This is a genomic window from Pseudomonas sp. SC11 (genome assembly GCF_047039205.1).
In the GTDB taxonomy this organism is placed as follows: Bacteria; Pseudomonadota; Gammaproteobacteria; order Pseudomonadales; family Pseudomonadaceae; genus Aquipseudomonas; species Aquipseudomonas boreofloridensis.
In genome coordinates, this window is sequence record NZ_CP178183.1 from 3774038 (window position 1) to 3789045 (window position 15008).

4 protein-coding genes and 3 pseudogenes are annotated in these 15008 nt (G+C 59.6%); all 7 read right to left on the reverse strand.

Annotation, left to right across the window (positions count from 1 at the left end):
* Positions 1 to 297 precede the first annotated feature (297 nt).
* A pseudogene (locus ACK2SD_RS16830) lies at positions 298 to 768 on the reverse strand (IS5 family transposase); the annotation flags it as partial.
* Between the two features lie 59 nt (positions 769 to 827).
* A pseudogene (gene ltrA, locus ACK2SD_RS16835) lies at positions 828 to 2095 on the reverse strand (group II intron reverse transcriptase/maturase).
* Between the two features lie 521 nt (positions 2096 to 2616).
* A pseudogene (locus ACK2SD_RS16840) lies at positions 2617 to 3132 on the reverse strand (IS5-like element IS2000 family transposase); the annotation flags it as partial.
* 52 nt (positions 3133 to 3184) lie between these two features.
* Positions 3185 to 3397, reverse strand: coding sequence for a hypothetical protein (locus ACK2SD_RS16845; RefSeq protein WP_412460376.1), 213 nt, complete (start codon positions 3395 to 3397; stop codon positions 3185 to 3187).
* 128 nt (positions 3398 to 3525) lie between these two features.
* Complete coding sequence (locus tag ACK2SD_RS16850; protein ID WP_412460377.1) at positions 3526 to 4050, reverse strand: hypothetical protein; 525 nt, start codon at positions 4048 to 4050, stop codon at positions 3526 to 3528.
* 386 nt (positions 4051 to 4436) lie between these two features.
* Entirely contained in the window at positions 4437 to 4760 is a 324-nt protein-coding gene (locus tag ACK2SD_RS16855; RefSeq protein WP_295483746.1) for a hypothetical protein, read from the reverse strand.
* Positions 4757 to 14989, reverse strand: a complete 10233-nt coding sequence (locus ACK2SD_RS16860; RefSeq protein WP_412460378.1) for a DUF637 domain-containing protein — start codon at positions 14987 to 14989, stop codon at positions 4757 to 4759. The genes ACK2SD_RS16855 and ACK2SD_RS16860 overlap by 4 nt, the downstream gene beginning before the upstream one ends.
* Positions 14990 to 15008: the final 19 nt, after the last annotated feature.

Here is a 15008-nt window from a genome sequence, read left to right on the forward strand (position 1 = left end):
ACCAAAATGCCATGTGTCATATTTAAAATACAGGGCTATGGCCCCTAAAAAATTTGATACGACCCCTCCAAAGAAAAAAAAACAACCAAATAGATTAAAAATAATGTATAAGCTTGAATCCTCGACTTGGGTTTCATTATTTGCCGTCTCCTACTGATCCTATTTTGCCACCTGTTGCTTAGGGAAACTCCGAACAAGTTGCCATCAGCCGAAAATCGACGGCATGAGGATGCCGAAAAGCCTGATTTTCAGCCGCTGATTATTGGAAAACCAAGGCATAGCTTTGGTTTTCTGCCCTCACGGGCGCACCTCTCCCGCGGCCGGCAATAATTGCCGGCGCACCATCCACAGATTCGACAGGGCAAACAGCGTGGTCAGTTGCGCCGTGTTCTTGGCCAAGCCACGGAAACGGGTTTTCACATAGCCGAATTGGCGCTTGATCACACAGAATGGATGTTCGACTTTCGCTCGCACCTGCGCTTTGACCTTCTCGATCTTGCGTCTGGCCTTGTAGAGCACGCTGCGTTTGCTCAAGTGCTTGTAGGTGCTACGACGAGCCGCAATCTGCCAGATCACCGACCTTCCTTCATGCTCTGGCCGCTTCTCCACGCCGGTATAACCCGCGTCGGCACAGATGACATTTTCGTCTCCATGCAACAGGTGAGCGACCTCTGTGACATCAGTCACGTTCGCCGCTGTGCCATGGACGTGATGCACCAGGCCCGACTCAGCATCGGCACCGATATGCGCCTTCATGCCAAAGAGGTGAGTCGGCCACCGGAACTGCCCCCGTAGCCGCTCGCAGAACCGTACGTGACACTCTCGCGTCATACGGCTCCCGTTATCCAACCTGTTGCTCGGTTACTTGCCAGTGATAAAACAGTCGAGGGGCAGCCGTATGCACCGTGTCCAACCATTGAGATATACGCTGCTTGCGCCCGTGAAGTATTTTGTACTTGCGACCGGCCCAACGCTTGAGCGCGCTATCGATATGTCGAAAGATGCCAAGCATGGCTGTCCGATAGAACGCGCCATAGTACTGCCACCAACCTTGTATCACTGGGTTGTAAAGCCGAGCCACAGCAGCCAGCGTCACGTGAGTTTGGCGGTTGACCCGCCACTCGCGCACTGCTCGCCGCATCCGCTTCAACGCTTGTGCACTGACTCCCGGAAGGAAGCTGGTGAAAAGCTTGTTCTGCTGGCCGATTGCCTTCCTGGGTCTAAAAGTGAAACCAAGGAAAGTAAAGCTCACATGCGGATACCCTGCGCGTCGATTGCTGTCCTTGCAGTACACGATCTTCGATTTCTCGGGATGCATCGTGAGGCCACAAACCGCTAGACGTGAAGCGATTGAACGCATCACGTGTTCTGCTTGCCTCTCGCTACGACAATGCACTACCGCATCATCGGCATACCGGGCAAAAGGACAGTTTGGGCTGTTTCGTTGCATCTAAGCGTCAAAGGCGTAATGCATGAACAGATTCATCAACATGGGACTGATCACGCCGCCTTGCGGGGTGCCACGTTCGCGTTGAATGCGAACGCCATCTGCTGCCTCGAATGGAGCAACCAGCCATCGTTCGATGTACAGCAGTATCCAGTCCTCTTTGATATGGGTTCGCACCGCTTTCATCAGCAGTTCATGATCAATGTGATCGAAAGCCGCCTTGATATCAAACTCCACCACCCAGTCGTATCGCCAGCAGCGTTCGCGTGTGATCGCTATGGCCTGTTTGGCTGAACGTCCTGGTCGGTATCCATATGAGTCCGGATGGAAAAGCGCATCCAGTTTTGGCTCGATGAGGAGTTTGACTACAGTTTGTGCGATACGGTCGCTGACCGTGGGCACTCCCAGCCTGCGTATACCCCCCGATGCCTTCGGTATCTCAACAACCTTGACCGGCGGCGGGAAATAGGACCCCGACGACATTCGATTCCATAGCTTGTAAAGATTCTTCGGCAGGTTCCGCTCAAAATCGGCAATGGTCTCATCGTCGATTCCAGCAGCTCCCCGGTTGGTTCTGACCTGCTGATAGGCCTCCCATATCATGCGCTTCGCTATGTTGTAAGGTTTGTTCGAACTCACACCGCTCATCCCCTGAGGTTGACGGCGTTGGTTGACAGGATAACGCCTCCCCTTCGCTCCACCTTCATTACAAGGGCTTCATCACTACTACAGGAGGCTCCGCCCCTCATTCCAGCATTGGTATTCTTCCTCATGGTTTTAGCCATTTGTCATTTTCCTTTGCATCTGGAACAAGGTTCTCACGTTCCGTACCCAAGCCTGTATGAAGATCATGCCGCCTTTACACCGGCTGCCACTGGGGCCGTAAGCAGGTAACGCCCCAACTCGTCCTGAGGCCAGTACTCAACCTCAGTTTTGACAGCACTTTAGGGAATAACGATGCGTCATCGGACGGTTTGCTTTCGCTCATCTTCTCCATACTCACCTGCCATCATCATGGGATGACTTTTCCTCGGTCGCTCACCACCACACCTTTTGGATGCAGCAGCACCGGGTGGTTTGAAGCCTGCTCCTGCAAGCCGACTTCGGAAGGCCTACTTCCATCTTCGGTACAGCATCACAAGTCATACGACCTGTGTTCGTGACACACAATACTGATTCCCCTTCTTCGTCTGATGCATTTCAGGATCGCGTTTGCCTTCCTTGTTCTTGGTCGAACTGGGCGCGTGGATGATGGTAGCGTCGACGATGGTGCCCTGGCGCAACGACAGGCCCTTGTCTCGCAGGTAATTGTTGATAGTTTCCAGAATGCCCGCCGCCAACTGATGCTTCTCCAGAAGGTGTCGGAAATTCATGATCGTCGTGTCTTCGGGGATCGGAGCGCTGAGCGTCAGCCGAGCAAACTGGCGCATCGAAGTGATCTCGTACAGCGCCTCTTCCATGGCTGGGTCGCTTAACGAGAACCAGTTCTGCAGCAGGTGAATGCGCAGCATGGTTTCCAGGGGATACGGCTTGCGACCAGCACCGGCCTTTGGGTAGTGAGGCTCGATCAACGCCACCAACCCGCTCCATGGAACCACCTCTTCCATCTCGGCCAGGAAACGCTCGCGACGGGTTTGCTTGCGCTTACCAGCGTACTCGAAATCGGAAAAGCTCATCTGACTCATGGGAAGGAGGGCTTGTAGAGGGCAGTTGGACGGAGGGCTATTTCAGCACAGGTCAGATGGCCTGTGCTGACTTGATCGGAGAATCTTTAGCAACGTAATTTTTCGATACATTCTCTTCCGTTTTAACAACAGCACTGAAATGCTCAGTCAATAACCTTGCACCGTTTTCATTGGTCTCAACACCAAGGCATTTCATCACCTGAGAAAGTTGAGTTGAGCGTGCCGTGTTATGCGTGCCGCTTGTCACCCCCAAATAAGCAATCAAATTTCTTCACATTTATTGCAAACTCCGCAAGATTGCCAGTTGCTTTTCCCCATTTCTAAACGCATAATTATTGTTTAGTCTCTGGCAGTAGCTTTAATGGCGCGGACACATCCTGTGCACTCTTCAAACTACGACTGCCAGAATGTCAGACAGACGCCATATTCATCGAGAAGATCGTCAGCAATTTCAAACTGAAATACCTTCTCTGGAAAGGCATCGGATAACGCGCGCTTCCAATATCTAGCGATCTGTTCAGCAAATAAATGACAAAGACGATAATCGTCTTCCGAAAGGCCCACTTTAAATACAGGTCGACCCGGTGCATCCTCCCACTTTGAAAAGAACTGATTTATTGAAAAAATATTTCTGTATCGTTCTACGTCTCTACGCGATGTACTTTGTTCCAACATGCCAGACTCGGTCTCAACCAGCCCGTTCAAATGAAATTTTTGCGGATCGTACTGCTGAGCGTTAGGCAGCCAGAAAATGTGACCACTGACCTCAATAAAATCAGGAGAGAGCAAACCTAGAACAGAAATTGCCTGCTCTAATGAAACCAAGTGCCCTACATATGAAAAAAACTCACCGGAGCCAATATCTGAAACAAACAGATTCAATGACTCTTGAGAAATATTACCCTGATAAACTTTCATCATTTCAACCCTAAGCTATCAAGAACCGACTGAGGAACATTTCCCTCAAAAGCTTTTGTATCACTTCCCTTCTTGGGGAAATATGTTCCATTCGGAGCTTGGTTCCATTCGACCACCTTAATCCGAGAGCTAGACACATCATATAGCGCACGCCCCTCAGGACCGTAGACAACAACATGCCCATTTCCAAGATTCGCATAAGAATCGGGAGTTTGCCCTTGCAACGGATACTGAACACCACCACGCGTTCCCGTGACCGTCACATTCGTTTCCCTGAGCCCCTTGGTATAATCTAAATCAATAGTATTACCGGCAGAGTCCGTAATGAACCTGGGTGTATTTGGAGCGTTAGTAGTTGCTTTTGCACCGATTAGCCTTAGTGTTCGTTAAAAAACCTCATGCCTCAGCAACTTAAAGCCACCACCTTGGCTAATCAATTTCTCTATATCAGCTGAACGACTTGTAGCGTTTACATAGAGTAAGATTTTATAGCTCGCGTAGTTCTGCTCTACTGGATAGCCGTCCAAAGGATCAACATTCAATTTTAAAACAAAATTCTCTGAATCACTCCTACCCCACATATAGTAGATACCACCCTGATAAGAGCTATCCCTTTCCTCAAAAATCTCTCCCAGCGCTCTTTCCACATCACTTCTCGCCGACAGAAGACATGATTTTTCCGCACCGTACAGATCATACACAATAGTCATTTCGGTAACACCGCACTCGGAGCACGACTTGCGGCTGTTGCCACAGAGTCATAGATCATAAAATTAACTTCGCGTCCTGCTTGGGCACTCATCTTACTCGACAAATCTTTCAGACCAAGGGCTTGCAAGTCTCTTGCACTCAAGGGCCCCGTACGAGTTCCGCCACTCCTCAAACCTATTCCTAAGGATTGAGCGCGTTGCAAAAGCTCTGGACTTGCCAGCGCAACATCAAAGTCACTCAACCTGCCAACGTCAAATGCCTCCCCAGTTTTAAAACTTTTATCTGTTACGGCACTTCCTTGAAGAATTGGCTCTACATTTTTATAGCCAGCACGTGCCAAACCATCTCGCGTATCTGTGCCAAAGCGCACAAAATCATCTGCACTTGAAAAACCTTTTGGGATTACAGCCCCTTTTAGACCAGCGCTGGCAGCCTCCTTAACCAAGTCCGGCCCAAACTTCGCCTCAAGCGCTGCCAGCGCTTCCTTCGAGATCTTCGGAGCTACCCGCTGAACCGCCGCGGCCTTACCTGACGGGGAAGGGAACAGTAGATCAATCGCAAAACCTACGTAGCGTTCCCAGTCCTCGGGTTCGAACAACGTCTCCCTCATGCTAGCAGGTGAGAACTCGGCACCGAGGAATTTTGCGACCTTGGGATCAAGATCAGCAACCTTTGTCGCCTCGCCATCTGCGATCCTGCGCAAATCGCTCAGCACTACCTCTACATCAAGATCAAGATACTTCCCTTGGGCGCGAAGCTCCTTCAAGCCCCGCTCCAACCGCTCCTTAGCCTGGCGGTGAACCTGTTGATTATAGGCTGTCGCGTATTTGGCAATCTCAGCCCCTTTAGCGAAGTCACCGTCTATTGCCGCTACGGCGAACAGCCCAGTGATCTGAGCTGCCATCAACTCTAGATTTTCATCGCCACCCACCATGCTCGAAAGCGCCTTGCTCAACGCTTCATTAGCACCCGCTGCGACGGCACCGCTTGCGAAATCACTTCCGGTCGCTTTCGCTACCAAGCCGCCTAACAATGCATGCGCCATTACCTTCTGAGGACTGCCGTCCGGGTATTTCCCGAGCGCCCAGTCTCCAATGAGGTTGAAACCGACGGCCATGCCAAAATTACCAGCTTGCGCGACGAGGTTGCCTTTCAGGTTCTCGCCAAAGCTGCCGCCTCTGACTACTGTTTCCGCACCTGCCAGTAGCACCCCTTGTGTGGTGGAATACAGGCCGAACTGCGTAATACCCGAAATACTTCCTAAATCGAACCCTTTGGTGATCTTGTTGATATTGTCAGTGGAGACACCAAAAGCCTTGTCAAGCTGAGGTGTAATGACATAAGCCGCTGCAGCGGCTATCGCATAGCTTTTAAGGTTGTCCTTGTTCAGTGCAAATTTGACGCCTTGGCCGATATCGCCGCCGTTGTTGATAGTGCCCACAGCAAGATTGCTGGCCAATGCTCCTGTCAGTGGTCCCAGATAGGCTGCAGCTACGATAGCGATCACCAACGATGGTGCGGCACCTAATCCAGACTGGCTGTACTTGAATGAGTCATGAATTTCCTTCACTTGCCGCCAATCGACATCGCCTCGCTTCTGAGCCTCCTTCAACCACGCCAACTGCGGATCAGCCGCCACCATGGCATCGATGCTCTGGCTGATGCTGGCCTGATCGATATGCTTGACGTCGACCTTCAAGCCATCCACCGCCTTGATCAGCACGTCACCGTTGGCCGTCAACTGGCTCTGACGCACGGTCTCGTCGGTGTTGCCCTTGCCCTTCATACTGGTCCAGGCCAGATCACCCTTGCTCTTCTCGTGACTCTCCTGATGCAAGTCCTTGACCGCCTCGAACGTCACCGCGCCGCCACTATCGATGGTCAGGTCCACCCCCGAGGCGAGCTTCGCCCCCTGGTACAACTGATCGCCACCGCTCTTGAGCGTCAGGTCGCCACCGCTGCTGACTTCGCTGCCCACCGCCTTGACGTCGGTGACTTCGTCGCGCTGGGTCTGCTTGCTGCCCCAGCCGCCTTTCTTGCTCATGTCGTACAGCGAGTACTGGCTGTCGTTGGCCGCCAGCAGCTCCAGCTTGTCGCCCGCCACCAGGTAGGCTTCCTCGCCGGCGCTGACTTTGCTCGCCACCAGGCGCAGGTCACGTCCGGCGTCGATGGCCAGGTCGCCGCCGGCCTTCACCACGGCAGACTGCTGCTCGACGTCATCCTCCTGCCGCTCGTACTTGGTCTTGCCCTTCTTGCCCTTGGCGTAACCGTGCTCCTCGTTCGCCGCAGCAGCCAGGGTCACGTCGCGGCCGGCTTGCAGGGCCAGGTCGCGGCGTGCCTCGACTTCGCTGGCGACGATGCTCAGGTCCTGGCCGGCCGTGGCGGTGAGGTTGCCGCCTGCGCTGATCTCGCTGCCGTACTGGGTGATGCTGGTGTCGTGGCCGCTGACACGGCGGCGTTGATACTCGTGGCTGTCGACGCCTTCCTGGCTGACGATGGACAGGTCGCGACCGGCATCCAGCCTGATATCGCCACCCGCCTTGAGCACCCCTCCTACGTTGCCAATATCCCGACCGGCAGTGACGATCAGGTCGTTCGCCGCCTCGATGCGTGCTGCAGTGTCGACCAGGTCCTTGGTCGCATGCTCGCCACCGGCCCGGCCTTCCAGGCGGGTGACGCTGCGTTCGTTGATCACATCGCCGGTCAGCGCGGTCAGGCTCACTTCACGACCGGCGATGATCCCGCCCTGGGCGTTGCGGATCGAGTCGGTGGCGAGCATGTCCAGGCGCCCGCCTGCTTCGATCAGCCCGCTGTTGCTGATGTTGGTGGCGCTGGCGGCGAGGTTGTTGGTGGCACGCAGGGTGCCGACGTTGACCAGGTCGCCGCCGCTGATCAGGTTGACATCACGGCCCTGGATCAGCGCGCCGTTGGGGGCGACGCGACCGTTGGCGTGGGCCAGGTACAGCACTGGCGCCAGCACCTTCTCGCCGTTGACCTCGACCTGCTCCATCCAGACGATGTCGTGGGTCAGGGCGGCGACCTGCTCGGCGCTGAGCGACACGCCTACGCTCAGCGACAGCTTGTCTTTGCTGGCGATGGCGTTGTCCATCAGGTAGCGGAACAGCGTCTCGTCGCTGGTCATGCCGTCGATGTAGCGCTGGCCGGTGCGAGCTACCACGGCTTCGCGGATCAGGCGTTGTTCGTAGAGGCCGTCGCCCAGGCGCTTGATGGCCTGGTCTGGATTGACGTTGAGCTGGCCGAGCAGGTAGTCGGAGCTCAGGAACTGCTTGAGGTCGGTCAGGGCCGGGTTGGTCTCCACCAGGTACTTGTGCGAGGTACTCGGCACGCTGCGCTCAGGTACGCCCTGGACCAGTCGAACACCCGCTGCCAGGCCATCCAGTGCTACACCGGCGCCGCTGACGGCGCCTTGGGCCGCAGCCGAGCCTTGGGCGGACAGCGTCTGCGCCGCACGGTTGTCGGCATTGGTGGTGCTGGCCAGCGGCGAGATGAAGGTGCCACTGCCTGCTTGGGTATGGTCGGCGGTGGCGCCCAGGGCATCGCCGCTGATCGCGGCCTGGCCGGTCTGGGTGCTGATGCGGAACAGGCCGTTGCTGCCTTGCGGCAGGCTGAAGCTGGGCAGCGTGACCGGATTGACCTGGCGCTGGGCAAGGTCAGGCGGCAACTGCGGGTTGAGCGCGCGCACCTGGGTCTGGACCTGGCGCGGATCAGCCGTGGCATCGCCTCGGGCCGCGATGGCACCGGCACCGACCTGATTGACCCGCACCACGCTGTTGTCGATGCGCTGGCTAGCGGTGATGGTCACGGCGCCAGCTGACTGCACGACTGCCGGGGCAACCACGGCGCCAGCGATCGGGGTCGTGTTGTCGATGACGTCGTAGATGCTGTACTGCGGATACCCCGCAGCGGCCATGACCTGATCGAGGGTCAGCGAGCCGGGGTTCTGGTTGAACTGGTTCTTGGCCTGGATGAAGGCATTGTACTGGCCGCGATCGCGGGTATACATGCTCGCAGTGAGGTTGCGCTGCTCACCACCCCCGGCGCCCTTGTTCTCGAACACTGCCGTGTTGATGGCGATATCACCCGCCGCCGAAACGCTGCTGTAGTGGTTGCGGAATGCGTCACCGGCGAAAGTCAGCTTGCTGCCGCTAGTGATGAAGGCGGTAGGTGTATCGCGGTCGATGACGTCTTCCCAGCGTTCCGTTGCCGAGAAGTACAGCTCGCAACCCTTGCCCTTGCAGCGGTCGTCCCAATACACGTTGACGTTGCCGGCGACCAGCTTTCTGGTCGAGCTGAGGAATTCTTTGCGGTTGAGCAGGGTGTCCACGGCCAGGGTCATGTTGCCGGCGCTTTCCACGCTGCCGGAGATATTGTCCAGCAACACCGCGCGAGCACTGGCGTTGCCGGCAAGGTCGAGACCACCAAGGCTGTAGATATCACCGTAGTCGTTGCTCAGGCTGCCGACGCGCAAGGTCATGTCGTTGCCACTGAACACCAGGCCGCGCTGGTTGCTCAGGCTGTTGGCGGCCAGGTTCACCGCCGCCGCACCACCCAGGGTGCCGCGGTTTTCGAGGCTGGCGGCCGTGACTGCCAAGTCGCCCAGGGCGGTCAGGCGACCGTCGTTGCTCAGCAGGTTACGCGCGCTCACCACGGTGTCGGCGCCACCGGCCAGGCTGGCGCTACTGGACAAACGGATATCGTTGGCACCCAGCGTCAGCGCGCCGAAACTGCTCAGGCGGCCATTGCCGTCGTAGTTGCCGGTCAGATCCAGTTGCAGGCCGCCATCGCTGGCCAGCACGCCATGGTTGGTCCACTCGCTGCCTCGCCCCTTGAGGCTCTCGACTGCCAGCAGCTTGCCGCTGGCGGTCTGGACGAAGCGACCGATGTCCAACTCCAGGCGCCGGGCTTGCAGCACGCTGCTATTGGTCCAGCTGGCAGCGGCAATGCTCAGCAGGCCATCGGTGTGCAGCACGCCGCCAGCCTGGGTGACCTTGTCGGAAGCCAGGCCGAAGTCACCCTGGCCGGTGTGCAGCAGTTGCCCGCCGCTGTTGCTCAGGCCACCGATCTGCAGATCGAGGTTCTGGTTGGCGGTGGCCAACACGCCGTTGTCGTTGAGCAGGTTGCCCGCGACGGTCAATCGGCTGGTGCCGGTCTTGCCCAGGGCGCGCAGGTTGCCGGTGCGGTTGTCGAGTTCGCTGGCGCGCAGTTGCAGCTCGCTCTCGCTTTCCAACTGGCCGAGGCTGTTGTACAGCGCGCCGCTCAGGCCGAAGTCGATGCGCCCGGCGCCGATCTTGCCACTCTGGTTGAACAGTTGCTGGCCCTGCACCTGCAACAGTCTGGCGGCGTACAGCCCGCCGCCGCGGTTGTCGAGGTCGGCGGTGACGATCTTGCCGTCACCGTCCAACGCCGAAAGGTAGCCGCCCTGGTTGTTCAGTTGGGCGTCGGCTGCGATATCCACGGACTGCGCCTGGGTAGTACCGCCAGCGTTGTCGAACAGGTCGCTGAACACCCCCTTGAACAGGCCTTTGGCCGCGCTGAGCATGCCATTGCCGCTGTTGTCGAGGCTCGCCGCGTGCAGTTCGAGGTTGCCTGCCTGGCTCTCCAGGCGACCGCCGCGGTTGTCCAGGCGCTTGTCCAGGCGCACGTCGATATCGCCCTGGCTCTTGAGCGTGCCGGCCTGGTTGTCGAGGGCTACGGCATGGATATCGAGCTTGCCGTGTTCACTGAACAACAGGCCATCGTTGCCGTTGAGCAGATCGCCGCTCAGGCGCAGCACTAGGTTCTGCTGGCTGGCGAGGTTGCCGCCGTGGCTGTTGTCCAGCGTGCCCCCGTCGACACGCAGCAGACCATGGCTGATCAGCTTGCCGCCTTGGTTGTCGACACGCGCGGCCTCGAGCAGCAGGTCGGCGCCACTGACCAGGCGCGCGTCGTCAGTGTTGAGCAGTGCATCAGCCAAGGTCAGGTCGAGCGCCGCGCGGCTGATGAGCTGGCCTTTGGCGTTTTCCAGACGCTTGCCGACGACACTGATCGTCCGGCCGTTGATCTGCCCGCCTTGGTTGGCGATGACGGTACTGTGCTGGTCGAGGTTCAGGTCACCGGTGGCGGAAATCAGGCCGCCGCCGTTTTCCAGGCGGTCGCCGATACCGAGGGTGATGGCCTGCTCGGAGGAAACGATGCCCTTGCGGTTGTCCAGGCTGGCCGCCGCGATCTGCTGACGGCCCTTGCTGACCAAGGCGCCCTGATCATGGTTGTCGAGGGCTCCGGTCAGCGTCACGCTAAGGTCGCCGTCCTTGCTGGACAACGTGCCTTCTCCGCCGTTGCTCAGGGTGTCGCCGGTGACCAAGAGGCCTTGAACGCCGGAGATCAGGCCCTGGGTGCTGTTGTCCACCTGCGTTGCCTCTACGCTCAGCCGGCCATTGCTGAGGATGAGGCCCTGCTGGTTGTCGATGCGCTTGGCGAGCACGCTGAAGGACTGCTGGCTGGTGACTTCGCCAGCGCGGTTGTCGAGCGTGCCCAGGTGCTGGATGTTCAGCGGGCCATTGGCACTGATCAGGCCGCCCTGGTTGGTCAGGTCGCCGCCGTTGAGGTCGAGGTCGAGTTTCTGTTCACCGATCAGACGCCCCTGGCGCTGGATCAACGCACTCACCCGCAGCAGCAGATCGCTCTTGGCGGAGATCTCGCCGCCCTCGCTGGAGTCGACCTGCCCGGCAACCAGCGTCAACTCGGCGTCGCTGTGGATGCGACCGCCGCGCTGAAGGGCATCGGCGCCGTTGCGCACGTCGCCCGTGGTCAGGGTCATGGCCTGCTTGCTGCTCAAGGCGCCGCCACGGTTGTCTAGGCCGTCGCTGGTGACGGTCATCGCCGCCTGGCTGATGAGCTGGCCGCCCTGGTGGTTGTCCAACTGTCCGGTCGTGACGGTCAGGCCAGTGTTGCCCGACAGCAGGCCGCGCTCGCTGTTGAGCACGCCTGCACTGGTGACGGTCAGCGCTGCGGCGGCAGAAAGGATGCCCTGGTCGTGGTTGTCGAGTTGGCCGTCGATCACGGCCTTGAGGGCCTTGCCGCTGGCCAGGGTGCCGCCACTGAAGTTATCGAGGCTGGCAGCCTCGACGTCGAGATCGTGGCTAGCCGACAACACGCCCTTGAGGCTGTTGTCCAGAACACCGGCGATGCGCAGGGTCAGATCCTGGGCGCTGATCACGCGTCCGCCACGGTTGTCGAGGCGGTCGGCGATCAGGCTGAAGCCGTGGTTGCTGGAGATCTCGGCGCCGTTGCGGTTGTCCACCGCGCCGATCTGGCGCAACAGCAGGCTGCCTGGCGAGCGCAGCAGACCACCGTCGCGGTTCACCAGTTGGCCGTGCTGCAGGTCGAGGTCGATGCCGGCCTCGCTGACCAGTTGTCCATGGTCATGCTGGTCGAGGCCGGTCAGCGTCGCATCGATCTGGCCGAACGCACTGATACGGCCACGGGCGCTGTTGTCGAGCTGGGTGGCGGCCAGCAGCAGGCTGCCGGCACCGATGTTGCCCCTGGCGCTGTTGTCGATGGCACCGCTGCGCAACTGGGCATGGCCAGCTGCACTGATGGCGCCGCCCTGGCTGTTGTCCAGGCGGGCGGCGTCAAGCACCAGCCCGGCATCGGTCACCAGAATGCCGGACTGGTTATCCAGCAGCCCTTGGCTGGTCAGGCCCATGGCAGCGATTGCCGAGACCTTGCCGCCCTGGCGGTTGCGCAGCGTGGCGGCGTTCAGCGTGAGGGTGCCGTCACTGACGATGAGCCCGGCGTCGCTGTTGTCCAACTGGCCGTCCAGGCCCAGCTCGATATGCGTGTGGCTGCTCAACCGGCCGCCGTTGTTGAGCAGTTCGGTGCCTTTCAGGCTCAGGCTGTCGTAGCCGCTGAGCAGGCCCTTGTTCTGGTTCAGCAGGCGCTGGACGGTCAGGGTCAGGCCACGGTCGCCAATGACCTTGCCCGCCTGGTTGTCCAGCAGTGCGCTGGCGTCGAGCACGACCTTGCCTGCGCTGGAGATCTCACCCTGCTGGTTGAGCACGCGCGCAGCGCGGATGTCGACCAGGTTGGTCGCGCCAATCCCACCGCCGTTCTGGTTGTCGACCGTGCTGGCGGTGAGCAGTAGGCTGCCCAGGCTGGTCAGCCTGCCGCCCTGCTGGTTCAAGGTGCTCAGGTGGGCTTCGAGGTCACCTTTGGCGGTGATATTGCCCAGGCGTTGATTGTCGACCTTGTCGGCGATCAGCTCGAGGCGGCCATCGCTCTGCAGGTGGCCGGCATCGCTGTTGGCGAGGCTGGCAACTTCGATGTGGGCGTTGCCCTTGGAGGTGGCCACGCCTTTTTCGCGGTTATCGAAGTCCCCGCCGGTGAGGGTCAGCGAGCGGTCGGCAAGCACCAGGCCGCCACGGTTGTCGAGGCGTTCGCCATGCAGTGAGAGGTCGCCGACGCTCGACAGCATGCCGTTGTCGCGGTTGTTCAGGGTGGCCACTTTGACGGCCAGGGTGCCGTCGCTGAGCAGGTTGCCCTTGCCGCTGTTGTCCAGGCCCACGGCTTTGAGATCGAGCAGACGCTTGGCCGAGATCAGGCCGAGGCGGTTGTCGATGTCGGCGCTGGCGACGATCAGCACGTCGCCGCCCAGCAACTGCCCGCCGCTGTTGAGCAGCCCGGCGGTGGTGATGTCGAGGCGATCGGCCTTGAGCTTGCCGCCGTTCTGGTTGTCCAGCAGCGCGCGGGTGGTCAGCTTGGCCTGCTGGTCGCTGCCGATCAGACCGTTGCCGCGGTTGTCCACCTGGGCGGCGGTGACCTGCAGATCCCCCTGGCCGACCACGCGGCCGCCACGGTTATCGAGGTTGCCGGTGATATCCACCACGGCCTGGCCCTTGCCCTGCAGCAGGCCTTGCTCACGGTTGTCGATCGCGCCGCCCTTGGCTTTCAGGGTGTCGTCGGCCAGCGCCTGGCCTTTGCGGTTGTCCAGCAGGCCTGCGGTCAGCGTGGTGTTGCGGCCCTTGAGGCTGCCACCCTGGTTGTCGAGCGTGGCGCTGCTGTCGATCTCGAGGTTGCGGCTGGCGACCACGCTACCGCGGTTGCTCAGGGTCTGGCCCGTGAGGCTCACGTCGCCCTGGGCGTTGCGGCTGTTGTCTGGCTCCACGCCGGCTTCGATGATGCCCTGGTTGTCGATCCGCGCGCCCTGCACGCTGATGCTGCCCTTGGCGGCGAGGCTCTGGCCGACGGTCACATCGTCGCGCACACGCACGATCGCGCTGCCGGCGGTGTAGGTCTTGCCGCTCAGCTCGGCGCTTTGTGCGGCAATCTTCAGGTCGCCGGCGCTGGAGGTCTGCGCAAGCGTCACCTTGCCATTGGCATCCACTTGGATATCGCCGGTGGTGGCGGCCATGTTGCCGGCCAGCTTGACGCCCACGCCCTGCTCGGTGCCGACCAGGCGGATGGTGTTGGCATACATGCCGCCCAGCGCCGAGCTGTCGATGGCCAGCAGGGGCTTTTCGCTGCCGTCATCGGCACGCGGGGTGGCTTGCAGGGTGTCGGCCTGGACGTCGTTGCGCCCGGTGACGATGTTCAACTGCTTGGCGTGCAGTTCGGTATTGAGCTTGGCACTGCGGGTGATCAGGTCGAACTGGTCGAGGTTGGTGGCATTGAGGGCCTGGCCCTCGATGGCGATGTCGCCGCCCTCGACCTGGAAGCGATCCAGGCGCTCGCCGTCCATGATCGGCTTGCCGGTGGTGAGGGTCGCCCGTGGCGTGTTGATGAAGCCGCAGCCGTTGCAGGTGATGCCGTGGGGGTTGGCGACGATGACCCGTGCCGCCTGGCCCGCCACCTCGGTGTAGCCCTGCAGGGTACTGCGGTTGCCGCCGGTGACTTGGTTGAGGATCACCTGGGCCGCCTGTCCCCTGAGATTGGGGTTGCCGACGATGATGCCGCCCAGTTGAGTCGACTGGGTCTTGCCGGTGGCGTTGTTGAGGATCAACCCGTTGCTGCCGACGTTGTAGTCACGGAAGGTGTTGCTCGACAGGCCGCTGCCGTTGGGGGTGGCGATATTGACGATCGGCACCCCGTTGCCGGCCTGGTTGATGCTGGTGTTGGCATTGGCCGCTGCATCGACGGTCAGCTGTGCAGCCGTGCTGACGATGGGGTTGAGGAACATCACGCCAGCGACGATCAGGGCGATGCACTGGTTCAGTGGGGTGCGGATATCCATGTCGAACAAACTCCAGTCG

What these genes read in the sequence shown, in the direction of transcription:
- ACK2SD_RS16850 (WP_412460377.1), bottom strand. Translation starts at nt 4,050, where the DNA reads ATGAAAGTTTATCAGGGTAATATTTCTCAAGAGTCATTGAATCTGTTT.
- ACK2SD_RS16855 (WP_295483746.1), bottom strand. Translation starts at nt 4,760, where the DNA reads ATGACTATTGTGTATGATCTGTACGGTGCGGAAAAATCATGTCTTCTG.
- ACK2SD_RS16860 (WP_412460378.1), bottom strand. Translation starts at nt 14,989, where the DNA reads ATGGATATCCGCACCCCACTGAACCAGTGCATCGCCCTGATCGTCGCT.